This is a genomic window from Halomonas sp. AOP12-B1-6 (assembly GCF_052379225.1).
Lineage (GTDB): Bacteria > Pseudomonadota > Gammaproteobacteria > Pseudomonadales > Halomonadaceae > Vreelandella > Vreelandella casei.
This window is the reverse complement of record NZ_JBQSYK010000003.1, coordinates 490,874-516,556: the sequence shown is the minus strand read 5'-3', so window position 1 is coordinate 516,556 and position 25,683 is coordinate 490,874. Positions and strand designations below refer to the sequence as shown.

Here is a 25,683-nt window from a genome sequence, read left to right as displayed (position 1 = left end):
CTGAAAAGGAGCCAAAATGACTGAGAAAAAAATGAACGTCGAGAGCTTTAACCTGGATCATACCAAGGTGAAAGCCCCGTACGTGCGGCTAGCGGATATTAAAGAAGGCCAGAACGGCGACCGTATCCATAAATACGATTTGCGGATCTGCCAGCCTAATAAAGAGCACATGGAGATGCCCGCGCTGCACTCCCTTGAGCATTTAATGGCTGAGTTATCACGCAATCACACGGATAAAGTGGTCGATATCAGCCCGATGGGCTGCCAAACCGGCTTCTATATCGCGATGATTAATCACGATGATTACGACGGCGTACTGGCCATCATCGAACAAACGCTGAACGATGTGCTCGTCGCGACCGACGTACCCGCCTGCAACGAAATGCAGTGCGGCTGGGCCGCTAGCCATAGCTTGGAAGGCGCCCAGGAGCTTGCGCGTAACCTGCTGGCCAAACGCAGCGAATGGACCGAAGTGTTTGCTTAAGCTCTAGCTAACTCCAGAAAAGCAGTAAGCTGAACGCCTTCTGAGCATATAAGCCAGGAGGCGTTTTTATTATCTGTACATTAACGGATACAAAAATGCCCACCCACGGTGACATGCTGGTAGAGGGAACGCATTTTCCCGCGAGAGAGGCTTTAATAAGCTGCTTTTCGCTTGGCTTAAAGCTTGTGTTAATGCGCGTGGCTATTGCTTTCGCCAGGGCCAAACGATGTGTCGGAGCTGACCCAGTGCGCCATACACGTCAGCCGTAAAACGCTGTTTAATATCGCCGGCGCTTACGCAGTTGTGATTTAGCTCTATTCTGGGCCGATCCTAAAATACTTCGAGCGCTGAGGAGTCATTCAACGCGCCACTATTAATGATCTTTCGGCACAGGCTCAGAAACGTTTTTCGTTCTAAGTCTGTTAGCGCGCCAAATACCTCTTCTTGGCGCCGAACCACCTTATTTTTGATCTCTGAAAGCAAGGCGACGCCTTCGGTGGTAGGAAAGAGCTGCTTCGCCCGCGTGTCATTACTATCGACTTCGCGTTTGATCAGGCAACGATTTTCAAGAAGTTTGATAGCTCGGCTGATTGAGTTCTGTGGTCGCGGGAAGAGAATCTGTACGTCTTTTGCCAGAATGCCTGGGAAATAAGTGACTGCATAAAGCGTTGACCACGCATTTACTGGCATATCGTAGTTTTTTTCGATGAAGCGGCTCGTCACTTGGTTATTAGCCAGTACTATGTGACTCATCGCCATCAGGTAGCACAGATCCGAGGAGAAGACCTCCTCAAGCATTGAAAACCCTTTGTCAGTCATCCTTGATACCCCTTTCAACAGTATTAATACCACCTCATACCACCATACTCTTGCAATATAAATCCATGTGGATCTATATTGAGTTTTAGCGCGCAGCATATTACAAGTTGAAGGCTACTCAGCGGGCTGCGTTCAAACCGAGAGGAGGGGTTCTCATGCCACAACTAGCAGCCTTCGCAATACTTGTGTTCATTCTTTACATTGGCGATGTTGTCGCTTTACGTACCAAATCCAAGCTGCCTTCCGTTTTTGTATGCGCCGTCTTATTTTTGATCGGTTATTGGACTTTTTTTCCCGAAAATATAGTTGAGATTGCGGGCATTCCAACACCCGTAGTTTATCTCGCTATATATCTGCTAATTACCAATATGGGAACGTTGCTGTCGATCGATGAATTGAAGCGCCAGTGGCGAACGGTCGTCATTGCGCTTTCCGGTATCGCCGGCATAGCAGCAATTCTATTCACTGTGGGACGGCTTTTCCTTGATTACCAAACAGTAATTGTAGCAACTCCTCCACTAACCGGCGGCATTGTGTCCTCACTGATCATGTCGCAGGCGGCTTCTGAGGCCGGTCTCGAAAGCCTTGCGGTGCTTGCTATCCTGATATACGTGATGCAGGGGTTCATCGGCTATCCTCTAACGTCGATGATGCTACAACGAGAAGGGCGTCGCGTTCTCAGCCTTTATCGCGCCGGTCAATGGACAGTCAATGATGCTGCAACCAGTTCGACATCGAATGAAAATCCGATGCCGCGCCTCTTTCAAAAGCTGCCGCCTGCTTATAACACGGTTTACTTCAAGCTTTTCCGGCTAGGGGTTGTTGCCTTTCTGGCGTGGGGTGTAGCTCAACTGCTTCAACCTTTTTTCGATATCAGCCCCTTTGTACTTTGTCTGATTGGTGGCGTACTCGCATCTTCATTTGGCTTTCTCGAACGCCAGCCTCTGCAGTCGGCAAACTCTTTCGGCTTTATCATCATGGTGTTGATGCTGTTTATTTTCGGTGGCCTTAATCGGGCAACACCTGAAATGTTGCTTGATCTCGCAGGGCCCATGTTTGGGGCGATTATTATCGGCATCGTTGGCATGTATATTTTTTCATACATTGCGGGCAAAATTTTTGGGATGACGCCAGCTATGGCCTTTGCCTGCTCACTGACAGCGCTTTATGGGTTCCCCGCGGACTACGTTATTACTAATGAAGTAGTCAACACACTTACCGACGATGAGAAGGAGCGCGCAGCACTTTCTGCACATATGATGCCTTCTATGCTGGTCGCCGGATTCGTTACGGTGACTATGGTGTCCGTTGTTATAGCAGGTATTTTCACAGGATTGATCTAATGACACAGCAGCACATTAATGAATCCCGAGTCCAGGATATGATCGAATGTATAGCGCAATTCACCTCGACACCTGGTAAGGGAACTACTCGACTTACCTACAGTGCAGAGCATAGGGATGTCCGCGATTATCTACTGAGTAAAATGAAAGAGGCAGGGCTTAAGACGAGAGAAGATGCCGTTGGAAATATTTTTGGACGGATTGAAGGTAAAAAACCAGATCTTCCGCCTGTGTTAGTGGGGTCGCACTTCGATTCTGTTCCGAACGGCGGTAGCTTTGATGGCCCGGCTGGGGTGGTCGCCGGACTTGAGACCGCTTTTGTTTTTCAAGAACTTGGCATAAAACCTGAACGGCCTGTCGAAATTATTGCGATGATTGAGGAGGAAGGTGGCCGTTTCGGTAGCGGACTGTTGGGGTCTCGGCTTCTGACGGGGCAGGTCAAACAGCAGGAATTGCATGAACTGAAAGATCAAAATGGAATCTCCGTCGCGCAGGCGATGTCGGACTTTGGGTTAGATCCTTCAAGGTCTGGTGAGGTGGTGCTTTCCGCAGGTTCCCTTCACGCCTTTCTGGAGCTGCATATCGAGCAGGGGCCGGTTCTTGAGCAAAATCAGGAAGACATTGGCATCGTCACAGAGGTTGTCTCGCTGTCGCAGATAGAGGTGACCGTGACCGGCGCGGCGGGCCATGCGGGAACAACTCCCATGAATGCCCGAAAAGATGCGATGGTCGGGGCAGCAACTGTTATCGCTCGGGTTCCTGGTATCGTTGCAGAGGTTGATCAAGCAGCTGTCGGCACTGTCGGGCGTATAGTGGCTCAACCAGGTGGTGCGAATGTCATTCCTAACAGTGTCACTTTCAGCGTCGATATCCGGTCTCCGCGGGCGGAAAACGTTGCCGAGATCAAGGACAAGCTTCGCACAGAGTTGAAGCAACTTTCTGATAGCGGTCTTATATTCGTGATCAACGAGAAGATAACCATTCCGTCCACGCCAATGGCCGAAGAGATTCAGAAACAGTTCACTAAAGATGCCGATGCTAGTGGAATAAAGTGGCGTTGGATGCCCAGTGGTGCAGGGCATGACGCTATGATCTTATCGAAGATCACGCAGACGGGATTGATCTTCGTTCCGAGCCGTGATGGCATCTCTCATGCGCCTGAGGAATGGACCGACTACGATAAGCTTGCGAAGGGGATTGAGGTGATTTTTCGAACCGCCAAAGCTCTTTCTGAGTGAAAAATATGCATCACTTTAAATTGCGAGATAATAGAAATATGTTGGCTATCTAGGCGGGGCGGCCTTCTTTAGCGGGTAGGGCGCGCACGTACTGGTCGGCTTGGTTGTAGGCCGCCTGCATGGCTTTATCCCACCCTTTGGTTTCAAGCCCTTTGCCGGTTTGCTTGGCTTCCAGCACAAAGGCGCCGCGTTTATATAAATCAATAATACCGCGGTTTTCGCTGCCATCGGGGTTTTGAATATCCACCCGGCGCTCAAAGGTGTAGGCGTTCTCACTGTTGTCTTTGCAGGCGGGCTCGGGCGTGGGCAGCTCAAGCAGTGTGCAAAGCTGTGCAAGAAATAGCTGATAGTTAGCTTTTCGGTCCCGATGGTGTGCTGCCAGCGCTCAATAAACACATTAACGACATCATTGCTGGCAATGGGGCTGGCGCTTCAAGCATCAACGGGGTTCCTTTGAGGCAGGGGTATGGGGCCGAGTTAAGCAGGGTTAGATGTTAGCATGTTTAATGAAAATGACGGGATGGCCTGAGCATTTCAGAGCCTCGCTAAATAATCGTTGACTTCCTAATATGTTGGTCTTATAAACGCCAGACAACCCCTTGCTTTAGGCCCCCATGTTCCTCCTGATCTCGATTGCCACGCTTTCGATTGCCCTCTCTTTTCTATGTTCCATCCTTGAAGCAGCGCTACTCTCTATTACGCCTAGCCATATCGCTAAGCTAAAAGAAGATAATCCGAAATTACACGCCTCGCTGACGAAGCTAAAAACGAATATTGACCGGCCACTGGCGGCTATTTTGACGCTCAACACGATTGCCCATACCGTGGGCGCAACGGCGGTGGGTGCCCAGGCCGCGGTGGTGTTCGGTGAAGCCTCAATCGCCCTGGTGTCTGCGGTGATGACGATGCTGATTCTGGTGCTTTCGGAGATCATTCCGAAGACTATTGGCGCGACTTACTGGCGTGGTTTATCGCCTTTTCTGCCGCGCTTTTTGAAGCCGATGATTCTCTGCTTGCTACCCTTTATATGGATGTCGGAGCAGATTACGCGCCGGCTAGGTAAGTCAGAGCACGACGTTGATCTGCGCGATGAAATTAAAGTGCTGGCTCGGGTAGGTCTTGAAGAAAATGTTCTGGATGCGGACGAGTCGCGCACCATTATTAATGTGCTTAACTTGCACGATATTGTTGTAAACAACGCCATGACCCCGCGCACGGTGTGTCAAACGGTGCTGCCGAACATGACGGTTGAAGTGTTTGACGAGCAGTATGGTAAAGCGCCGTTTACCCGCTTCCCGGTGATGGATAACGGCGAGCAGGCCTTTGGCTATGTGCATAAATCAGACATGTACCATGCCGATGACACTAAAACCATGCGCGAACTGATGCACCCGATTGGCAGCGTGGATGTATCGCAGAATGTAGAGCAAGTATTTACATCGATGTTGAAAGATCACCTGCACATGCGCGTGGTTTACGATGAGCACGGCACCTTTGTCGGTTTGATTACCTTAGAGGATATTATTGAAACGATCCTCGGCCGGGACATTGTGGATGAGACCGACCACGTCGATAACCTGCGCCAGTATGCCAAACAGCGCTGGTTAAAGCGCATTAAAACTGAAGATAAAAGTAAAAAATAACCAAATAAACAGACGGTTACATGTGTGGTGTTTGTAATGACGGTGCTTTCGAGCACCGTTTTTCTATGCTGGATACGGTGATTGAGAGCCGAGGGATGCGCGCTAGTCGAAAACATCAGGAACCCTGTAAAGATATTGACTGTCTTAGCGCTAAATGTTCTATATTAGGTGTGTTGAAAGATCTATAAAGAATTAAGGTGCTAAATACCCCTAAGCTAAATGTCTACTAAGGAGTAGCGCATGTCATTACGTATCAATGCAGTTGTCCCGGATTTTAAAGCGGACTCTAGCCAAGGCCCGATCAGCTTCCATGAGTGGATTGGCGACAGCTGGGCGATCTTGTTTTCACACCCTAAAGATTTTACGCCAGTGTGCACCACCGAGTTTGGCGCCGTTGCGCAGCTAAGCGCTGAGTGGGAAAAGCGCGCTACGAAAGTAATCGGTGTCTCGGTGGATAGCGTTGAAGATCATAAGCGTTGGGCGACAGATATTGAGACCTACAGCGGCAGTAAAGTCGGTTTTCCGATCATCGCTGACGACAGCCTAAATGTTTCCAAACTGTTCGATATGCTGCCCGCAGAAGCCTATTTGCCCGATGGCCGTACGCCAGCAGATAGCGCCACGGTGCGCTCAGTATTTATCATTGGTCCGGATAAGCAGCTAAAGCTGTCAATGACTTATCCGATGTCAGTGGGGCGTAACTTCGCAGAAATTCTGCGTGCGCTAGATGCATTGCAGGCCACAGCTAAACACGGTGTTGCTACGCCAGCCGATTGGACCGTGGGCCAAGATGTCATTATTCCGCCGAGCGTTTCGGATGAAGATGCCAAGCAGAAGTTTGGTGAGTTTAGTGCCGTGCTGCCGTATTTGCGTAAGACTACTCTGCGCTAACGAGTTGTGGCGCTGTGTTAACTATAACGGTGGTACTGCGTTAAACGACAACGTATTGTGCGCGTCTACTTCTTTATTGATCGCTCACCGGGCTTGTGCTGTCCATGGAAAATACGTTGTTGTTAGGATTTTTAGGTAGTTTAGTCGCCGGCCTTTTAACCGCCGTAGGGGCACTACCGGTGTTGCTTGGCAAAACGCCTAGTCGCGGCTTTCGTGACCTGGCGTTGGGCTTTGCCGCCGGGGTTATGCTGGCGGCGTCGTTCTTTTCGCTGATTATTCCCGCACTGGATGCTGCCGAGATCTACTACTCCGGCGGCCCGGTGCCGGCGGCGATTGTCTGTATTGCTATCTTGCTCGGTATGGGCGCTATCGCGCTGCTGAACGAGCATTTACCTCACGAGCATTTTGCCCAAGGTCGAGAAGGGCCAGAAGCTGCATCGCTGCGCCGGGTCTGGCTGTTTGTATTCGCTATTACTATCCACAACTTGCCAGAAGGTATGGCGGTAGGGGTTGGTTTTGGTGCTAATGGGCTGGAAGGCGGTATGCCGCTGGCCATCGGTATTGGGCTCCAAAATATGCCGGAAGGCCTTGCCGTCGCGGTTGCCTTAATGGGGGAGGGTTACTCGAAGTGGCGCTCCTGGTCGATTGCCGCGCTGACCGGTCTAATCGAGCCCATTGGCGGCCTTTTCGGCGCGAGTATCATCAGCGTTTCTCAAATTCTGCTGCCCTGGGGCCTAGCGTTTGCCGCCGGCGCTATGCTGTACGTCATCAGCCATGAAATCATTCCTGAAACGCACCGTTGCGGCCATCAGAAAAAAGCCACCTTTGGATTGGCAATGGGCCTCGTCATTATGCTGTTTTTGGATGTATGGCTGGGCTAGTTAAGCGTTAGCGTAAAACATCGGCACCGCCGTGTGGTCCCGCTTGGTGGCATAGGCGGTGGTCGCTGAGTACATCAATAATATGGCAATGGCCAATATTGCCTCCTTCGCACTGATGAATCATGCGAGTGAGCTCATCGCGTACCGCGGTCAGCCTCGCGAGCCGCGCCTCAACCTCGGCTAAGTGGCGCTTTGCCAGGGTGTCCACTTCTTCGCATGGCATCGTGGGGTGGTCTGCCATTTGTAATAACTCGCGTACCGCCTCAACTGAAAAACCAAAGTCACGGGCGTGACGAATGAACGTCAGCCGGCGGATGGCGGTGGCTGTATAGCGGCGCTGATTGCCTTCATTACGAGGCGCTGAAGGCAGCAGCCCGATACCTTCGTAATAGCGCACCGTTTCGGGCTTACAGCCTGACTGGCGTGCCAGCTCACCAATACCAATATATTGCTCTGCATTCGCTGGTGGTGGATTTTGATCTGCCATTGCTTGACCCTCTAGTCGCTATAGGTATTAAGCTCTTAAGATAGACGAATCTGGAGCACCATGCGATGAGCGACATTCCACTAGCTAAAAATCAACCGTTCACCTTACGCGTGCAAGGCATGGACTGCGGTGGCTGCGAGCGTAAAGTGGAGTCAGCGTTAAAGCGCTTACGTTACGTTGAGTCGGTCTCAGCGAGCGCCGTGGCGGGATCGGTTCAGTTGACCGCTCAAGACGGCGACGTTTTATTGCGCCAAGAGATTGAGTCTACGATTACGGCCTTGGGCTACCGCATTATTGACGAAACGAGTGCGGCTCATGACGCTGGGGAAGCTACTCCTTGGTGGCAGTCGCCCAAAGGGCGTTTAGTGATCGTTAGTGGTGCCTTGCTGACGCTGGCTTGGGTGCTGAAGTTTGTGTGGCCTGATTTAGGCACATGGCCCTTTGTCGCCGCGACCGTTGTTGGCCTTGTGCCGATTGTGCAGCGCGCGTGGCAAGCGCTCAGATTAGGCAATCCTTTCACTATTGAAATGCTAATGAGCATTGCCGCGCTGGGGGCATTGGCGATCAACGCCGCCGCCGAAGCCGCAGTAGTGGTGTTTTTGTTTGCGGTGGGCGAGATGCTGGAGGGTGTTGCCGCTGCCCAGGCGCGGCGCAGTATTTCTGCGCTCTCAAAGCTGACCCCTTCTACCGCGCGCCTATTAGAGCAAGGTGAAGCGCGTGAGGTCTCCGCTGCCTCTCTTGTGCCCGGCCAGCGGGTGCAAGTCCGCCCTGGCGACCGGCTGCCCTGCGATGGAACAATTGTCGATGGCCGTTCGCATATCGATGAGTCGCCGGTGAATGGAGAGTCGATGCCGCGAGAGCGGGAGCAGGGCGAGTCAGTGTTTGCCGGCACCGTAAACCTTGATGGCGTGCTAGAAGTTGAGGTAACCCGCAGCGCTGAAAATAACACTATCGCCCGCGTGATTAAGCTAGTGGAAGAAGCTCAGGCGGCTAAAGCGCCGGTCGCGCGCTTTATTGATCGCTTTGCCTTTTTCTATATGCCCGCTGTCGTTGCCGTGGCGCTGCTGGTTGCGATTGTGCCGCCGCTTGTCTCGTCGATGCTCTGGTCAGAGTCTATTTATCGTGCGCTAGCCCTGCTGCTAATAGCTTGCCCGTGCGCGCTGGTGATTTCGACGCCTGCGGCGATTGCTGCGGGGCTGTCGGTGGGCGCAAGAAACGGCCTACTAATGAAAGGCGGCGCGGTACTGGAACAGCTAGGCAAGCTCAAGCGGGTGGCGTTGGATAAAACCGGCACGCTTACCGCAGGAATGCCCACTGTCACTGATGTGGAAGGGCTTGAGGCTGACAGTAGTGGTGCCGATGTTCTACGCCTAGCCGCCGCGCTTGAGCAAGGGTCGAGCCATCCGCTCGCCGTTGCGATTGGTAACTATGCTCGGCATCAAGGTGTACAGGTGCCCGCGGTTCAGGCGGGGCATGCCCTATCAGGGCAGGGCGTTGCCGGGCAGGTAGAAGGGCGAGAATTAATGCTGGTTAGCCCGCGCTATCTGCAGCGTTTTGCTGCCCGCCCCAGTGGTTGGGATGCGCGTATTGAGGCGCTGGAAACCCAGGGCAAAAGTCTTGCCGTACTGCTGGAGAATGAGCAGCCCTTAGGCTTAATCGCCTTGCGTGACGAGCCTCGCGAAGATGCACGCAGCGGCCTTCAAGCGTTAGAGCGCCTGGGCGTGTCTGTCGTTATGCTCAGTGGTGACAATGCCCGCACGGTGGCCGCCATCGGTGAGCAGCTGGGAATTGAGGCCGAAGGCGAGCTGATGCCTGAAGATAAGGCTCAGCGAGTGCGTCAGTGGCAGGCCCAAGGGCTGGGGCCGGTCGGTAAAGTAGGCGATGGTATTAACGATGCGCCGGCGCTCGCCGCGGCTGAGGTGGGCATTGCCATGGGCAGTGGCACCGACGTGGCGCTTGAAACCGCCGATGCGGCGCTGCTTAAAAATCGTGTAAGAGGGATTGCCGAAATGATCTCACTCTCACGCGCGACCATGCGTAACGTCAAAACCAATGTGGTGCTGGCACTGGGTTTTAAAGCATTTTTTCTAGTCTCTACCGCGCTGGGTATTACCGGGATGTGGGTAGCCGTTATGGCTGACACCGGGGCAACCGTTCTGGTTACCCTCAATGCGCTGTACTTATTGCGTTATCGTTTTAACGACATTAGCTAGCGCTAACGTACTCCACTAGCGCTTGGGCGAGGAAGTCGGTGGCGCTGCGTTCTCGCCCATGTTTGCCTTGGGTGCAGTGAGTGGGAATTGCTGGTAAGATTTCGCGGTCTATCCATAGGTACCCACAAGTACCATGGACAGGGGATAGGCGTTTTCTTAGCAGCCAGGCATAACGGTAATGACCCGCTCAAACATGACCCGCCTAAAGATAGTATTGGCGCTACCTACATCAGGGCTGATGACTCCGCCCTAGGTTTCCCTCCCCATGCGATACGCCCCGGCAAATCTTGCTGTTACGGCGTTGCGGCAAGCTATTGTTTTTTTTCCGCCTAATGGGCGGGTTTCAGTATTCGATTCCGTCGTTAATGACGTTGTAACCCCAGCGAGCGACGTTTGTTGTGCGCATATTGCGGCGTCACTTCGGCCAGCGGATCGGCTTATCTAGTATTTCAACGGTGGACTCCCATGGCTCTTTTTCGTAAGCAAGAATGGTTTTCCAATATCAAAGGCGACACGCTTTCGGGCATCGTGGTCGCTCTCGCGCTTATTCCTGAGGCAATTGCTTTTTCCATTATTGCCGGCGTCGATCCTAAAGTGGGTCTTTACGCTTCTTTCTGTATCGCGGTGGTGATTGCATTTGCCGGCGGTCGGCCGGGGATGATTTCAGCGGCTACCGGCGCCATGGCGCTTTTAATGGTAACGCTGGTGAAAGAGCATGGGCTTGAATATCTGCTGGCGGCAACGCTGTTAACCGGCGTGCTGCAAATTGTGGCAGGCTACCTAAAGCTTGCCGATCTAATGCGCTTTGTATCGCGCTCGGTGGTCACCGGGTTCGTCAACGCGCTGGCCATTCTCATTTTTATGGCGCAGCTGCCTGAGCTGACTAACGTGACGTGGCATGTCTACGTCATGACTGCCGCGGGCTTGGGCATTATCTATCTGTTCCCTTACTTGCCGATGATCGGCAAAGCAATCCCGTCTCCGCTGGTATGTATTGTGGTACTTACCATCGTTTATATGCTGACTGGCATGGATATTCGCAGCGTTGGTGATATGGGTGAACTGCCGGACACCTTGCCCATATTCCTGTGGCCAGACGTGCCGCTAACGCTAGACACGCTGTGGATTATTTTACCTTACGCGCTAATGCTGAGCGTGGTGGGCTTATTGGAGTCGATGATGACCGCCACTATTGTCGATGATTTGACCGATACGCCAAGTAATAAAAATCGCGAGTGTAAGGGGCAAGGGCTAGCCAATATTGGTGCCGGCTTGATGGGCGGAATGGCCGGCTGTGCGATGATTGGTCAGTCGGTGATTAACATTAAATCCGGCGGTCGGACTCGGCTGTCTACGCTGATTGCTGGCGTTGTGCTGTTAATGATGGTGGTATTTCTAGCCGACTGGGTCTCGCAAATTCCCATGGCCGCGTTAGTCGCGGTCATGATTATGGTCTCTATCGGAACCTTTAGCTGGGAATCGATTCGCGATCTTAGCAAGAATCCGATAAGCACCAATATCGTTATGCTGGCGACCGTTGCCGTTACGGTCAGTACGCATAATCTAGCTATCGGCGTATTTGTGGGCGTACTGCTGGCTGCGCTGTTCTTTGCTAATAAAGTCGGCAATATTCTGTATGTCGGTTCCAAAGAAACGAAGGTCGGCAGGTCGCGCGAGTATCAGGTCGTGGGCCAGGTGTTCTTTGCTTCTTCAGAGCGCTTTACAAATGCATTCGATCTCAAGGAAAGCATTGATAGCGTTACGATTGATCTTTCTAGAGCGCATTTTTGGGATGTGACCGCTGTGCAGGCGCTTGATCGGGTTGTCATTAAGTTTCGCCGAGAGGGTACAGACGTCGCGCTTGTTGGGTTGTCTGAAGCAAGTGCAACCGTCGTTGACCGCTATGCTATTCACAACGATCCGGTAGCCGTTGAGAAGCTGATGGGCGGCCACTAAGCCAACAGGGAGAACACAATGACTGATCAAGTAATGGCCGCCATTGACGGCTCGTCGTTTTCCGAGGGCGTTTGCGACTATGCCGTTTGGGCGAGCCAAGCGCTGGCATCGCCTTTGAACCTGCTACACGTAGTCGACAATCATTCCCCGGTGACCGGCAGCAAGGATTTCTCAGGTAATTTACATCTTGGCGACCGCGAGCGATTGCTGGAAGAGCTTTCGGCGGTTGATGAGCAGCGCGCTAAAGTGAATCGTGAGCTGGGTCAACAAATGTTAGCGAGCGCCAAAGCGCGGGCGATTGACGGTGGCGCGGCGGAGCCCGTTACTCGGCAGTTGAACGGTACGCTGGTCGACACTCTCGTCGGCCTGGAACAAGAGATGCGCCTACTCGTGATAGGTAAATGCGGCGCAGCGGGCCATTCTGCGAGCGGGCACTTAGGCGCTAATCTGGAGCAAGTAGTGCGTGAAATGCACCGACCAATTCTGATGGTGCCGAAAACCTATCAGCGGCCCGAAAAGATATTGATGGCGTTTGACGGCAGCAAAACGGCTCGTAAGGGTATCGAGATGCTGGCGAAAAGTCCGCTATTTAACGGCATTGCCTGCCATATTTTGATTGTTGGCGCAGACACCGCAGAAAATCGCGCTCAGTTAACCTGGGCGCAGGCTACGCTGCGTGACGCGGGCCATGAAGCGCAAGGGGCGATCCGCCCGGGTGAAGTGAATAAAACCCTGCAGGGCTATGAAAAAGAGCACGGCATTGATCTGCTCGTCATGGGCGCCTACGGCCATTCACGCCTTCGACATTTGTTGATAGGCAGCACCACAAAGGCCATGCTGCGTGGCAGCCGCATTCCCATTTTAATACTGCGTTAAAGCATTCTTTTTAAGCCGGCCTTCGTATGCGTTGGCTGGTTTTTTTATGCCCGCTATTTGGTGTCCGGCAACAGTTTACTAGGCACCCAGCGTAGGTAGGCCACCATGCCAAACAGTTCTACCAACGATTGAAATACAATTACCACGACCGCGGCCTGCCAAGCATTAGGCAGCGACAGCGCGATAGGTAGCATGACAAAAGAGTTGCGCGTACCGAAGCTAAAGACCAGCGTTCTGGCGCTCGCGATTGGCAGTCTAAATAGGCGGCCAAGCCCTTTACCCAGCAGTGCCGCAAAGGTTAAAAAGCCTATAAAAATAAACACAACCTGCAATAGCACTGAGCTTAGTCCAATCACCGTATTAATCTGCGAGGCCGCGATAATAAACACCACGAGCGCCAGAAGCGGCACCGGCAGCAGCCCAAGATATTGAACGGCACGTTTGGCGATAGGGTGGCGCTGGGCGATATGCCCGGTTAGCCAGGCTAGCACTAACGGTAGGAGGATAAGACCGAAAAAGGCACTGAGCAGCGGTTTAGAAAGTGCTAGCTGGAACCACTCACGGCCTAAAAAAAGCCACAGATACGCAGGCAATGCGATCATTTGCACCAGCAGCAACAGCGGCGTGGCGGCGACCGCTTTAGCGGTATCGCCCTTGCCTATATGTGTGAAGGTAATAAACCAATCGGTGCAGGGCACCAGTAGCACCAGCAGCATGCCCGCCAGCACGGCGGGAGAGAGCGGAATCCACATCACGATAAGGGCTAAAAAAGCGGGAATAGCAACAAAATTACCGATCATCAGCGCTGTCATAAAGCGCTTATCTTTTATACTGCGGGAAATGTGCAGCAGCGGGATTTGCGTGAAGGTGGCGTAAAGCAGTGTGCCCAGCAAGGGCCACAGCAGTGGCTCAAGGGGCCTGGCCGTGTTTGGCGTGGCGATGCCAAGTGCTAATCCTAAGCCAATAAATAACAGATATAGCCAGGACTGGTGCCTTTCCATCTGGTCGCGCATTACGAGCGGCGCCCTTGTGATGACATACGCTCGCCCAGTAGCGCCGCCCCGAGCCAAAGCGGAACGCTCACCGCTACATAAAGCAAGGCCAACGTAACATGGTGTGTTTGGATAAGATGAAGGGTTTCCAAACTGAACAGTGAAAAGGTTGTGAATCCGCCGCAAAAACCCGCAATAAGAAAGGGTTGCCAGCGTGCAATACGTCCATGTGAACGCCGAGTAGCGGTCGCTGCCAGCCAGCCGATTAACCAAGAACCCGCAACATTAACCACCAGTGTACCCAGTGGAAAGTAACTGCCCAAGGTGGCCAGCGCGCTGAGTGAGACAGCGTAGCGCAACGCACAGCCAAGGCCACAGCCTAGCCCAACCGTTAAATAGCACATCAGCATGGCATTCATATGCTGCCTCCGGCTAGCTGCCAGCCGACGTACACCCCGGCTAACCCCAGTAGCACTGTAGCCACAATATTAACGGCGGCTTGAGCTACGTTGCCGCGCTGCCAAAGCTCAAGCGTTTGCAGACTAAAAGAGGATACCGTGGTATAGCCGCCCAGTACGCCGACCACTACGACCAGCCATAGCGAGTTGTCGGCTGCAGCGTCCGGCAAGCCAAGCGTGCCGAGTAGCCAGCCAGCGGCGATTGAGCCACTTAGATTGACGGCCAGTGTGCCCCATGGAAAAGCGCTGCCTAAATGCTTAGCGAGAAAGCTGGAAATAGCAAAACGCCCCATGCCGCCAACGGCACCGCCCAGTGCCACCAGCAGCATGTTTACGATTGCCTGCCCCATACTGCCTCCTTAGCCACCTAAACTGTTAGATGGCTAAGTTTAGCATGCGCATACCGCTATATATGCAACGGCTGATATAGAGCATGGCGCTAACGCCTGCAGGTGAAAAATAACTAAGCCAATTCACGCTCAGCTTTATGAGAGGCGGCCGTATTGGCTGGATTGGCCGCTAGATTGATACCTGAAATCAGTGCTTTCAGCGAAGCGCTGACCGTATCGCTATCTTCGGCAACGGCGCAGACCCGCTGACCATCGATATTCAGTTGTACAAAGGCAATGGCGTTAGCCTCACTGCTGGCGCCCAGCGAGTGTTCGCTGTAATCAAGAATACTCACGCTGCTACCCGAGTGGGTTTGCCACGCATCGGTGAAGGCTGACATGGCACCATTGCCTTTGCCAGAAAGGCGTAGCGGCTTGTCACCCTCGCGCAGCGTGACTTCAATGCCTTCTTGCTGGCCTTTAGAAAGGCGATAATCGCCCAGCGAGAGCGGCGCTTCCTGGGTGAATTGATCGAACATTACTTGGCGAACCATGGCGCTTGATAGCTCACTGGCGCGCTGTTCACTTTCCTGCTGCACATAGGGAGCCAAGGCCAACATCATCCAGCGTGGCAGGTTAATGCCATAATCGCGCTCAAGCAGGAACGCCATGCCGCCTTTACCTGACTGGCTGTTGACGCGAATGACCGCCTGATAATCGCGGCCAATGTCGTGAGGGTCGATGGGCAGGTAGGCCACTTGCCACGGCTCGTCGGGCTTTTGGTGCTTTAAGGATTTGCGGATCGCATCCTGATGACTGCCTGAAAAGGCGGTGTAAACCATCTCACCCACCCAGGGGTGGCGTGGGTGTATCGCAATGCCCGTACATTCGTTGACTACCTGAATGATTTCATCAGGGTTAGACAAGTCAAGCTCAGGGTCAATGCCCTGGCTGTAAAGGTTCATCGCCAGCGTGACGATATCCATGTTGCCCGTGCGCTCGCCGTTACCCAACAGCGTGCCTTCTACACGTTCAGCACCGGCTAGCAGGGCGAGCTCGGCGGAGGCCGCTGCACCGCCGCGGTCATTGTGGGTATGTACAGATATGATCACGCTGTCGCGACGACTGATGTTCTGGCAGAAATACTCAATCTGATCGGCATGGTGATGAGGGCCCGCCACTTCCACCGTGGTGGGAAGATTGAGAATGCACTTGTTATCAGGCGTTGGCTGCCATACATCCATTACCGCTTCGCAGATCGCCAGCGAGAAATCGATCTCAGTGCTGGAGAAGCTTTCCGGGGTATATTCAAAACACCACTGAATATCAGGGTAGCGATCGGCATAGGTTTTAACCCACGTAGCTCCCTGAACGGCGATATCGACAATGCCCGCGCGATCCATTTCAAATACGCGTTCGCGCTGAATAGTCGAGGTCGAATTATACAGGTGAACAATGGCGCGTTTTGCGCCCACCAGTGAAGCAAACGTCTTTTCAATTAAGTGTTCACGACACTGAACCAGTACCGCAATAGTGACATCGTCAGGAATTTGGTCTTCATCGATTAGCCAGCGCACGAAGTCGTAGTCGGGCTGGCTAGCCGAAGGAAAACCTACCATGACCTCTTTGATGCCTACTTTTACGATCTGGTGCCAGAGGCGTTGCTTCTGCTCAACGGTCATCGGTTCAAGCAGCGCCTGGTTCCCGTCGCGTAGATCTTCACTCACCCAAATCGGCGCATGGTCAAGATCACGATCTGGCCATTGGCGATTGAAGGCGGGAACGCGGGGGGCAGGGCGATATTTGCGATGATCGAAAGCAGACATAGTGATCTTCCTGAAAGTAACCGTTAAATGGATATCGGCTGCGGGTAACGTAAGCCGTTGTTCATCAGTGCTAAGCATCACGGGGGTACTGAAAAGCCGCACTGACGTCGTGACTGCTTTTGGCAGCATACACAGTGTAAATGATCTGCGCCGATAGTTTGTTGCGAAGATGTGTACGTAGAGAGGATAATTGGCAGCTTATATCTTTAAATAATGCTTATTTGGCAGGAGATGCTGGTTATGGCCGTGACGCCGCTTGCTCTGGATCGTTTTGACCGACATATATTAAATATTGTTCAGCAGGAGGGGCGTATCAGTAATCAGGAATTAGCCGATCGTATCGGACTTTCGCCCTCGCCCTGTTTACGCCGGGTGCGTGCGCTGGAAGAAAACGGTTTGATACGCCAGTATCGCGCAGAAGTCGATGCGCGTCAGCTTGGCTACCAGCTAATGGCGCTCTTACATATTTCCATGGACCAACACACGCCTGAACGCTTTGATAACTTCGAACGCCACATCCGTGAGGTTCCTAACGTCATTGAATGTTTGATCATTACCGGTCAAGCCGCTGACTTTCAGCTCAAGTTATTAGTGCGCGATATGGACGATTATCAGCACCTGCTGCTGCACGTGATTAACCGTATTGAGGGCGTGACGGGCGCGCATACCAGCTTTGTGCTGCGACGTGTCTTTGAGCATCGGCCGGTGCCGACAGACCATCTTGGGCAATAAACCATGGTCAATGACAAGCGCATCGGTTTAAACTTATTTTTTTCAACCGGTTAGGAGTTTGCACTATGACTATTCAACGTCACGATACAAAAGCCCGCATGAGCCGTGCCGTTATTCACCAGGGTGTTGCATATCTGTGTGGCCAAGTATGTGGCCCCGAGGTTCGCAATGGCGATATTACGGCCCAAACAGAAAGCATGCTGGCGCGTGTAGACGCACTGTTGAAAGAGATTAAGAGCAGTCGTGAGCAGCTGCTGAGCGCCACCATTTATCTAAAAGAGGGCAGTGACTTTGCCGCCATGAACGACGTGTGGGATGCCTGGGTGCCAGAAGGTTACGCACCAGCCCGCACTTGCGTGTGCGCACCGATGCCGGCCGATGAACTGAAAGTTGAAATTACCGTTACCGTCGCTGTGAGCTGATAACGCTTAGCTGCTAACGGCCACTGCTCACTTTTATTTGGCCGCTTTTTCGATTGGAAAGCGGGTGTCTCGCAGGCTGTCTTTGATTTTTTTGAGATGTGGCAAAAAGTCTTCCCCACGCCTTAACGTCACGCCGGTGGCTAGTGCGTCAATCAGCGTTAATTGAATAACCCGCGAGGTCATCGGCATGTAGTGGTCGGTGTCCTCTGGGGTAGCGACGTCCAGTGTGGCCGTGCACTCTTGAGCCAGCGGCGATTTGGGGGCCGTAATGCCAAGAACGACTGCCCCTGCTTCGCGGGCCAGGCGAGCAATGTCGACCAGTTCCCGAGTGCGTCCGGTGTAGGAAATAATCACCACCACGTCACCAGTATGGCAGGCAGCAGCTACCATGCGCTGCATGAGCACGTCTATGTAGGCCATTACCGGCAGGTTAAAGCGGAAGAACTTGTGCTGCGCATCTTGGGCAACTGCGCCAGAAGCACCTAAACCAAAAAAATGAATTTGCTTAGCCTGGGTGAGATAGTCAACCATGCGCTCTACGGCGGTGATATCGATCTCGCGCTGGGCTTCATCGAGCGCTGCAATCGTGGCGCCAAAAATCTTATGCGTGTACTGGGTCGCAGAGTCCCCGGGTTCTACTGCGCGGGTGACATACGGTGTACCGCCTGCAAGGCTTTGAGCGAGCTTGATTTTGAAATCGGGATAGCCTTTGGCACCAAAGTTGCGGCAAAAACGATTAACCGTAGGCTCACTGACGCTGGCTGACTGAGCTAAGCTTGCGATGCTGAGGCTGGTCGCTAGCGTAGGATCTTCAAGAATGACATTCGCGACTTTGCGCTCCGAGCGGTTGAGTTCTTCCAGTCGTTCGCGTAGGCGGTCCAGCAAGTCATGAGCCATTAACGGTCTCCGTGTCAGTAGTGGAAAAAGGCGGCTTCCATTCGGAACACCAGGTGACAAATTCTTCAGCAGGTAGCGGGCGGGCGTAAAAGTAACCCTGTGCGGCTTCACAGCCCATAGCACGTAAATACGCCGCTTGATCTGCCGTTTCAATGCCTTCTGCTACCACGTCGCAGCCCACGCTGTGGGCAAGCTGCGTGATAGTGCGCGCTAATAGGCGGTCCTTCTCACTGGTGGCCAAGTCCATCACAAAAGCGCGATCAATTTTTAATGTTGAGAAGGGCAAGGTCTTAATGTAGGCCAGCGATGAATATCCCGTACCAAAGTCGTCGATAGCAACGGCAATATTGACCTCTGAGAGTTTCGAAAGCTGCGCTTTGGCGTTGTGTATGTCACTCATTAAGCCTGATTCGGTCACCTCCAGCGCGATAAAACGCTCGGGGATATCGTGTTTGGCCAGCTGCGCTAGCAGGCGCTCGGTAAAATCTTTGCGCGCCAGCTGCCTAGCCGCCACATTGACCGCAATATGAAAATCGTCGCTTAACAGGTCGCGTGCGCGCCATGCCACTATGTACTGCATGGTTTCTTCAAGTACCCACTCGCCAATCGCGAGGATATCACCGCTGGCTTCAGCGAGCGGAATAAAGTCTGCCGGTGAAATATGACCTAGTTCAGGATGGTGCCAGCGCAATAGAGCTTCAGCCCCGATAATTTGCTGGGTGGTTAATGCAATTTTCGGCTGAAAGAGCAGTGACATCTCGCCGCGCTGAGGGGCGCCGCGCAGCGCTTGCTGCAGGTACAAGCGGTGGCGTTGCTGGGCTTCCAGCGCTTCGCAGTAATGCTGGATAGGAGGGCAGTCTTTCTGGGGTAGCGCCAGTGCGGCCATGCGTACAAGCCGCTCCGTTTTAAAGCGGGCCTGCGAACAGCTAATGCCAATACGCGCATTCAGCGGTATTAATAAGTGGTTGAAAGACTGATCATACTCAAAGCAACCCAATAGGCGTTCTGCAAGCTGTTGAAGGCACGCCGGTTCGCTACTGTTCACGATCACCAGTAGCTCGCTGCCACCCCATAAGCCTAGCTCGCTGCCTTGCTCGAGGCAGTCGGCAAGCTGGTGGCTAATATGCATCATTAGCTGGTCAGCAACACTGTAACCATGCAGCCGTACAACGTCGTCAAGCTGGTCAACGGCTACAAATAATAGCCCCGTATCGCCCCCGCCCATTGATGCTTCTCTGAGTCGCTGAGTTAGGGCGCGGCGATTAGGGAGCTGAGTAGTAGGGTCGGTAAGCGATTGGCGGTTGAGTTCTTTGGTGCGCTTTGCGACCATCCGCTCAAGCGTTTCCGCCTGCTGGTCGCGTACTTGGTAGCGCTGTTCAAGGCTGAGCGTGTTGCGGATCCGCTGCAGTACCTCGTCGTGCTTAAGAGGCTTGGTAATAAAGTCTCGCACGCCTAGGTTTAATGCGCGATGACGCGTTTGATCGTCAACTTGAGCAGTTAACACGATTACCGGCGGCATGCGGTGGGCAAAGTGCTCGTGCAATTGATTAATCACTGCATAGCCATCCAAATGCGGCATGCGGATATCAAGTAAAATGAGATCAGGAAGCTGTTGCTGACAGTGCGCAAGTACTAGGCGTGGGTCACTGATACCATGCGTATTTTCAAAGCCATGCTCATCCAGCAGGTCAAGCAGTAGCTCAACATTAACGCTGCTGTCATCTACGATGAGTAGATGTTTATGAACGAGTGTCATGGTGCCTTCCAGGGCTTAGTAGCGGCAGTATAAAGAAAATGATTAAGTGTGAGCGTCAGTTTTTCTATATCAATCGGTTTGGTTAAATAGTCGTTGAAGCCTGCGGCTAGGCCATAACTACGGTCGCGCTCCATGGCATTAGCGGATAATGCAATAACTTTAATATGCTTAAGCTGCGGATCTTTCTGCATGATATCTAGCGCTTGAAAGCCGTTCATGCCGGGTAAATGGATATCCATTAGCACTAAATCGGGCGGAGCGTGGCGCATTATTTCAAGCCCTAGCTCAGCGCTGACAACGGTTTGAAGGCGTATATGGCTGAACTCTTCAATAATGTCGTCCATCAGCCGCTGGTTAGCCGGGTTGTCTTCAATATAAAGCAGCTGAAATTGATGCTGGTGGCTGGCGTTGGCGCCTGCATTCTGAAAGGCAGAGGGCTGTTCTTCTGAGGCGTCTCGTTCGGTTATCGGCAGTGTAAACCAGAACGTTGAGCCGACGTCGGAATGGCTAGTCATACCAATGCGCCCTTGCATACGTTCTACCAGCTCGCGCGTAATAGCGAGGCCGATGCCGGTGCCCTCGATAGAACCATGTTCTGCATCTAAGCGATTGAATGGTTCAAAAAGCTCGTGTTGACGCTCGATGGCTATGCCAGTGCCCGAATCGATAATGCTGATGCGCAGCTCATCATCAAGCGGTTCGGCTGCAATCCTGATCGTGCCGTGCTGGTGGTTGTATTTGATGGCATTAGAAAGCAGGTTGAGTAGTACCTGCTTCGTGCGCGTGTAGTCAGCGGCTACGTACCACGGTTCTGAGAACGGCATGGAGGTGAGCGTAATCCCCGCTGCTTCGATTGTCGCTTCAAGCGTACTGCACACGTCATCAAGCACGTTCTGCATCAATATAGGCTCAATTGAAAACTGTACATGACCCGCTTCAATTCGAGCTAAATCCAGCACTTCATTGATTAAACTGAGCAGGTGCTGGCCGCTTTTTTCTATTTGGCCCACTTGGCGCTGCTGCTTGTCGCTGAGAGGATCGCGGCGCGCCTTACCGAGCAGTTGGGAAAAACCAATAATGGCATTGAGCGGAGTGCGTAGCTCGTGGCTCATCGATGACAGAAATTCGCTTTTAGCTTGATTGGCTTTTTCAGCAAGATCGCGGGCGCTGGCTAGGTCGCTCGTTACCTGTTCGCGTTCGGCCATTTGCCGGTAGAGATTGATCAATAGCGCGCAGGTGTCGGTAAACGGTTGAAGCCAGTCGAGCAACGCCTGATTAAGTGGCTGCTTACTGTTGGCAATGGCGAACATGCCAATCAATTGATCGCCGCTAACAATAGGTACGCCTAAGTAATTGTTAATACGCGGGTGTCCGGCAGGAAAACCGCCGCGTTTGGTATGACGATAAACGTCGTTGGTCATAATCACCTCGCCCGAGGCAAATACCCTGCCTAATAGCGAGTTAGGGTTGGTCAGCGTCATATCGCCGCTGCGCAACTTCTCCATTAGATGCTTAGACTCTTCACTCCATGAAAGGTCGGTCATCGCGTGAATTTTGAGGGCATTAGTGGTGTCGGTGGGCATCACTTCGCCAATCAATGCGTAGTCACTGTCGGTAAGCTCGCGCAGCGCTTCCATGAGAAATGTCCACAGACGCTCGCCCGACATGAGGGCTTGATAATCGGTAATGCCCTGATGGAGTATCTTGAGCAGATTTTCCTCTTTACGAATTCTACGATTAGCGTCGTAAATTTCAGTGAGGTCTGTCAATACGCCCAGGAATTCAACGACACGGCCTTGATCGTTGTGAATGGCGTTAATCGCAAGGTGGACGGGGATGCGGCGGCCGTCTTTGTGCAGCGCTTCGACTTCACGCCCTCGACCAATAACTTTGGGCTCGCCACCGGCAAGATAGTCAGCAATAAACCTGTCATGATGGATCGAAATGTCAGGCGGTGTGAGCACTGCAATGTTTTGCCCGATTAGCTCATTTTCTGTATAGCCAAGCAGGTTTAGCGCAAAAGGATTAATCGCCGCAATATGGCCAGAGCGATCAATCCGTATTTTGGCCGTCGCGCTTTTAGTAAAAAGCGCTTCAAAACTACGCGCTATACGAGTGAGTTCCACCTGTCGCTTGTGTTGACGAAGTAGCTCTTCTACCTGTGCTGCCAAGCTGCCAAGCAGCATTAAATCACGTTCGCTGAAAGGGCGAGGCTGACTGTCGATGAGGCACAGCGTGCCTACTGCCATGCCGTTTAACGGCCGTAACGGATAGCCTGCGTAAAATCGGATATGAGGGGCGTCGTTGACCAGAGGATTATCGAAAAAGCGCTTATCTTTAAGCGTGTCTTCAATTACCAGCGGCGTTTCATGATAAATCGCGTGCGCACAGAAAGACAGTTCACGGCTGGTTTCACAGGCGTCGAGCCCCTGATGCGATTTAAACCATTGGCGCTCTTTATCGACTAACGAGACCAGCGCGATAGGAACGTCAAACAGGTCGCGGGCCAGTTGTGCCATGCGCTCAAATGCCTGGTCTTTAGGCGTGTCGAGTACATGGAGAGCATGCAAAGCCGCCAAACGCTGTGTTTCATTATGAGGGGTGTCGGGGGCTTGCATGATGATTCCGCGGCAGTGAATGAGTAAAAATACCACAAGGTCGCTATACCAATAGCCTATTACCTATCGGTCATTAACGCATAAGCTTTAGCCTAGCCCAATGAGTTTCATGAGCCAGCGCCGATACGGCGGATAGAGCATGTGACTAGGTGTGCGTTTAGCTTGATAAAATACGCCGCGTAAATGACTAAAGCGCTCAAAGCCGTGACGGCCATGATAAGCGCCCATACCGCTTTCGCCTACGCCGCCAAACGGCAGGGAAGGCACCGCGTGATGAAGGAGCGTTGCGTTAAACACCAGAGCACCGGAATGAGTGGTGCGCAATAGCTGCTGTTGCAAGCCCTTATCGTGTGTGAATGCATACAGCGCCAGCGGGTGTGGCCGAGCATTCACGTAGCTTACTGCCGCGGCCATATCGCTAACGCCAATGATGGGTAGGCAGCGGCCAAAAATTTCTTCGCGCATGACCTGCAGTTCTTGGTGAGGATCAATAATCAGTGCAGGTGCATGGGCGCCATGATCAATGATCCTACAGCCGTGGTCGCGGGCTTCTTGCAGCATATGGTCGAGGCGGTCTTGGTGAGTCGTATTGATCGCATGCGTGACGGCATGATCATTAGGGCGCTGCTGCACAATCGCATTGCTTAACGCCGTCACCAAGGCGCTAAGGTGGCGGCTTTCAACCAGCACGTAATCAGGGGCGATACAGGTTTGCCCAGCATTCATACCTTTGCCGAAGATAATCGCGGCGGCGGCTTGGTCCAGATCCACATCGCTGGCCACCATTGCTGGCGATTTACCGCCTAGCTCCAGCGTCGTTGGAGTTAAATTTCGCGCGGCCGCTTGGGCTACCTGGCGCCCAACGGCGCCGGAGCCGGTAAACACTAGGTGGTCAAACGGCAATTCGCTAAAGCGACGCGCCATCTCGACGCCGCCTTCTACCACGCACAGCTCTTCGGGTGTGAAGTATTGCGGGACTAAGCGCTTGAGCAGAGCGCTGGTGTTGGCAGTGTGCTCGCTGGGCTTGAGCATGGCGACGTTGCCAGCGGCAAACGCATCCACGATGGGCATTAACGCTAAGCTCCAAGGATAGTTCCAGGGCGACATCACGCCAATCACGCCCAGCGGCTGAGGCGCAATGCGTGCGCGAGCGAGTAGCAGTCGCAATGGCATGCTTGCCATGCCTGGCCGCATCCAGCGCCATAAGTGGCGCCTGGCATAGCGAATCGCATGCAGCACCGCGCTGATTTCAGCTATACGTATTTCAACGTCACTGCGTTGGCCGAAATCCGTTTGAATTGCTCGTATAATGTCTAGCTGATGGTGCTTAGTCATACGGGCTAAGCGCGCTAGCCGGTCACGCCGAATCTTTAGAGTCGGGTAGGGCTGTTGGTCCGCAGCTTGGCGCTGCGTTTGAAAATCTCCCGTTAGATCGCGCGTCATGGCCCCTCCTTGTGCGCCGTTTTCGGCGTAGGGTGATTAAACCGTTCATATAAAGCGTCTATCTAAACAGTTAGTGTAAAGTGGCACAGGCAAGGGCTTGCAGAGTGGACTGTGCGCTAGCCCTGTGCGCTCTGTAAGCCCTGCACTCACCGGAGATGCTATGTCGTCACGTCCACTTTCGCTCACCATTCTACCCACTATGGCGGCCGTAACGGCAAGCCAATGGGATTCACTGGTAGACGACGACCAGCCATTTTTACGCCACGCTTTTTTGCATGCTTTAGAGGCCAGTGGCTCCGTCAGCATGGCGACTGGTTGGGAGCCTTGCCATCTGAGTGTCTGGCAAGATGAGCAGCTAGTTGCGGCGATGCCGATGTACCGTAAACATCATTCCTACGGTGAGTATGTATTTGATTGGGGCTGGGCGGAAGCCTTAGAGCGTGCCGGTGGCCGCTACTATCCTAAAGCACTCAGTGCCGTGCCGTTCACGCCAGTGCCGGGAGTGCGCACGCTGATCGCAAAGCGGGCCGATACCGGGGCCGTGCGTGATTGTTTGGCGCAGGCGTGGCGGGAGCAGTGCGAGAGTCAGGCGCTTTCCAGCTGGCATTTGTTATTCGCCAACGAGGCTGACGTCGCTGCCTGGCAGGCGCAGTGTCCTGATCTCATCACCCGTGAAGGCGTGCAGTTTCAGTGGCGTGACCGCGGTTTTGGTGACTTTGATGGCTTTCTTGCGACGCTAACCTCTAAGCGTCGCAAGATGATCAAGCGTGAGCGCCGCCTGGTCGCAGACCAGGGCTTAAGCGTGTTACGGCTAGAGGGTGATGCCATTACGTCAGCGGCGATGGCGCATTTCTTTCGCTGCTATACGATGACCTACCATGAGCGTGGACGCGCGCCGTATCTCAACCATGATTTTTTTGAGCGCCTGCGCCAAAGCATGCCGGAGGCGTTGGTATTGGTTCAAGCGCACAGTGAGGGGCGCCCGGTCGCAGCGGCGCTCTATTTTCGTGGCACCGATTCGCTTTACGGGCGCTACTGGGGAAGCGAAGTCGTCGCTGACTGCCTGCATTTTGAAGCCTGTTATTACCAGGGCATCGAGTACTGTTTGCAGCATGGCCTGACGCTGTTTGATCCCGGTACGCAGGGTGAGCACAAATTGGTGCGCGGCTTTACACCGCAGCGAGTGCGCTCACTGCATTACATCAGCCACCCTGGGCTTGCCGCCGGCGTTGGGCAGTTTTGCCACGAAGAGAGTGAGCACGTGCGCGCCTATCGCGCGTCGGCGCATGATGCGCTTCCCTTTAAATAAACGGCGGCTCGCTGGTGTTGCGCCTTAATGGCATAATGCGTTTTTAAATTTAGCGGACCTACAGGAGAGA

General features: G+C 53.2%; 23 protein-coding genes. 12 read left to right on the top strand and 11 right to left on the bottom strand.

Translation table 11 applies throughout. The annotated features are described in order from the left end of the window. Positions 1-16: 16 nt before the first annotated feature. Positions 17-484: an S-ribosylhomocysteine lyase gene (locus tag ACT3TR_RS11465; protein WP_096278431.1), complete on the top strand. Its 468-nt coding sequence runs from the start codon at positions 17-19 to the stop codon at positions 482-484. Positions 485-814: 330 nt separating this feature from the next. On the opposite strand, the gene ACT3TR_RS11460 is transcribed toward ACT3TR_RS11465, so the two are convergent. Continuing rightward, positions 815-1,303 (bottom strand): MarR family winged helix-turn-helix transcriptional regulator, encoded by a 489-nt coding sequence (locus ACT3TR_RS11460; RefSeq protein ID WP_444625148.1) that lies wholly within the window; start codon positions 1,301-1,303, stop codon positions 815-817. Between the two features lie 155 nt (positions 1,304-1,458). Between ACT3TR_RS11460 and ACT3TR_RS11455 the strand changes: the two genes are divergently transcribed. Beyond that, positions 1,459-2,646, top strand: a complete 1,188-nt coding sequence (locus tag ACT3TR_RS11455; protein WP_096278435.1) for a hypothetical protein — start codon at positions 1,459-1,461, stop codon at positions 2,644-2,646. Beyond that, entirely contained in the window at positions 2,646-3,884 is a 1,239-nt protein-coding gene (locus tag ACT3TR_RS11450) for a Zn-dependent hydrolase (protein ID WP_444625149.1), read from the top strand. The genes ACT3TR_RS11455 and ACT3TR_RS11450 overlap by 1 nt, the downstream gene beginning before the upstream one ends. A gap of 49 nt (positions 3,885-3,933) precedes the next feature. On the opposite strand, the gene ACT3TR_RS11445 is transcribed toward ACT3TR_RS11450, so the two are convergent. Beyond that, positions 3,934-4,266, bottom strand: a complete 333-nt coding sequence (locus ACT3TR_RS11445; RefSeq protein ID WP_318781522.1) for a type IIL restriction-modification enzyme MmeI — start codon at positions 4,264-4,266, stop codon at positions 3,934-3,936. 232 nt (positions 4,267-4,498) lie between these two features. On the opposite strand from ACT3TR_RS11445, the gene ACT3TR_RS11440 reads away from it, so the two are divergent. From ACT3TR_RS11440 to ACT3TR_RS11430, 3 genes are all read left to right on the top strand, one after another. Continuing rightward, positions 4,499-5,527 (top strand): CNNM domain-containing protein, encoded by a 1,029-nt coding sequence (locus ACT3TR_RS11440; protein WP_096278439.1) that lies wholly within the window; start codon positions 4,499-4,501, stop codon positions 5,525-5,527. 240 nt (positions 5,528-5,767) lie between these two features. After that, positions 5,768-6,418: a peroxiredoxin gene (locus ACT3TR_RS11435; protein WP_444625150.1), complete on the top strand. Its 651-nt coding sequence runs from the start codon at positions 5,768-5,770 to the stop codon at positions 6,416-6,418. Positions 6,419-6,522: 104 nt separating this feature from the next. Continuing rightward, on the top strand, positions 6,523-7,299 hold the full coding sequence (locus ACT3TR_RS11430; RefSeq protein ID WP_441684281.1) for a ZIP family metal transporter: 777 nt from the start codon (positions 6,523-6,525) through the stop codon (positions 7,297-7,299). Between the two features lie 7 nt (positions 7,300-7,306). Here the strand turns inward: ACT3TR_RS11430 and ACT3TR_RS11425 are convergent, their stop codons facing one another. Continuing rightward, entirely contained in the window at positions 7,307-7,786 is a 480-nt protein-coding gene (locus tag ACT3TR_RS11425; protein WP_096278445.1) for a MerR family transcriptional regulator, read from the bottom strand. 65 nt (positions 7,787-7,851) lie between these two features. On the opposite strand from ACT3TR_RS11425, the gene ACT3TR_RS11420 reads away from it, so the two are divergent. The 3 genes from ACT3TR_RS11420 to ACT3TR_RS11410 all read left to right on the top strand — a co-directional run bounded on the left by ACT3TR_RS11420 (position 7,852) and on the right by ACT3TR_RS11410 (position 12,831). After that, entirely contained in the window at positions 7,852-9,999 is a 2,148-nt protein-coding gene (locus ACT3TR_RS11420) for a heavy metal translocating P-type ATPase (RefSeq protein ID WP_096278447.1), read from the top strand. 465 nt (positions 10,000-10,464) lie between these two features. Next, positions 10,465-11,955, top strand: coding sequence for a SulP family inorganic anion transporter (locus ACT3TR_RS11415; protein WP_096278449.1), 1,491 nt, complete (start codon positions 10,465-10,467; stop codon positions 11,953-11,955). 18 nt (positions 11,956-11,973) lie between these two features. Continuing rightward, entirely contained in the window at positions 11,974-12,831 is an 858-nt protein-coding gene (locus ACT3TR_RS11410) for a universal stress protein (RefSeq protein ID WP_444625151.1), read from the top strand. 53 nt (positions 12,832-12,884) lie between these two features. On the opposite strand, the gene ACT3TR_RS11405 is transcribed toward ACT3TR_RS11410, so the two are convergent. From ACT3TR_RS11405 to ACT3TR_RS11390, 4 genes are all read right to left on the bottom strand, one after another. Continuing rightward, positions 12,885-13,844: an arsenic resistance protein gene (locus tag ACT3TR_RS11405; protein WP_096278453.1), complete on the bottom strand. Its 960-nt coding sequence runs from the start codon at positions 13,842-13,844 to the stop codon at positions 12,885-12,887. Then, positions 13,844-14,242: a fluoride efflux transporter FluC gene (locus tag ACT3TR_RS11400; RefSeq protein ID WP_444625152.1), complete on the bottom strand. Its 399-nt coding sequence runs from the start codon at positions 14,240-14,242 to the stop codon at positions 13,844-13,846. Before ACT3TR_RS11400 ends, ACT3TR_RS11405 begins: the two co-directional genes overlap by 1 nt. Continuing rightward, positions 14,239-14,631, bottom strand: coding sequence for a fluoride efflux transporter CrcB (gene crcB / locus ACT3TR_RS11395; protein WP_444625153.1), 393 nt, complete (start codon positions 14,629-14,631; stop codon positions 14,239-14,241). Before crcB ends, ACT3TR_RS11400 begins: the two co-directional genes overlap by 4 nt. A 113-nt stretch (positions 14,632-14,744) precedes the next feature. Continuing rightward, positions 14,745-16,436 carry a 2-isopropylmalate synthase gene (locus ACT3TR_RS11390; protein ID WP_444625154.1) on the bottom strand — a complete coding sequence of 564 codons (1,692 nt, stop codon included), beginning with the start codon at positions 16,434-16,436 and terminating at the stop codon, positions 14,745-14,747. A 240-nt stretch (positions 16,437-16,676) separates the two neighbouring features. Between ACT3TR_RS11390 and ACT3TR_RS11385 the strand changes: the two genes are divergently transcribed. Together ACT3TR_RS11385 and ACT3TR_RS11380 are read left to right on the top strand one after the other, a co-directional pair. Then, entirely contained in the window at positions 16,677-17,168 is a 492-nt protein-coding gene (locus ACT3TR_RS11385) for an Lrp/AsnC family transcriptional regulator (protein ID WP_444625155.1), read from the top strand. 65 nt (positions 17,169-17,233) lie between these two features. Then, a complete protein-coding gene (locus tag ACT3TR_RS11380) occupies positions 17,234-17,590 on the top strand; it encodes a RidA family protein (RefSeq protein WP_441669875.1) in 357 nt (118 codons plus the stop codon). A 33-nt stretch (positions 17,591-17,623) separates the two neighbouring features. Here the strand turns inward: ACT3TR_RS11380 and ACT3TR_RS11375 are convergent, their stop codons facing one another. The 4 genes from ACT3TR_RS11375 to ACT3TR_RS11360 form a co-directional block, all read right to left on the bottom strand. After that, a complete protein-coding gene (locus ACT3TR_RS11375) occupies positions 17,624-18,487 on the bottom strand; it encodes a MurR/RpiR family transcriptional regulator (RefSeq protein ID WP_096278465.1) in 864 nt (287 codons plus the stop codon). Beyond that, on the bottom strand, positions 18,477-20,243 hold the full coding sequence (locus ACT3TR_RS11370; RefSeq protein WP_444625156.1) for an EAL domain-containing response regulator: 1,767 nt from the start codon (positions 20,241-20,243) through the stop codon (positions 18,477-18,479). The genes ACT3TR_RS11375 and ACT3TR_RS11370 overlap by 11 nt, the downstream gene beginning before the upstream one ends. Then, complete coding sequence (locus ACT3TR_RS11365; RefSeq protein ID WP_441684272.1) at positions 20,240-22,861, bottom strand: GAF domain-containing protein; 2,622 nt, start codon at positions 22,859-22,861, stop codon at positions 20,240-20,242. Before ACT3TR_RS11365 ends, ACT3TR_RS11370 begins: the two co-directional genes overlap by 4 nt. Before the next feature lie 87 nt (positions 22,862-22,948). Then, positions 22,949-24,304 carry an aldehyde dehydrogenase family protein gene (locus ACT3TR_RS11360; RefSeq protein WP_444625157.1) on the bottom strand — a complete coding sequence of 452 codons (1,356 nt, stop codon included), beginning with the start codon at positions 24,302-24,304 and terminating at the stop codon, positions 22,949-22,951. A 160-nt stretch (positions 24,305-24,464) separates the two neighbouring features. Between ACT3TR_RS11360 and ACT3TR_RS11355 the strand changes: the two genes are divergently transcribed. Then, complete coding sequence (locus tag ACT3TR_RS11355) at positions 24,465-25,613, top strand: GNAT family N-acetyltransferase (protein WP_096278473.1); 1,149 nt, start codon at positions 24,465-24,467, stop codon at positions 25,611-25,613. Positions 25,614-25,683 lie beyond the last annotated feature (70 nt).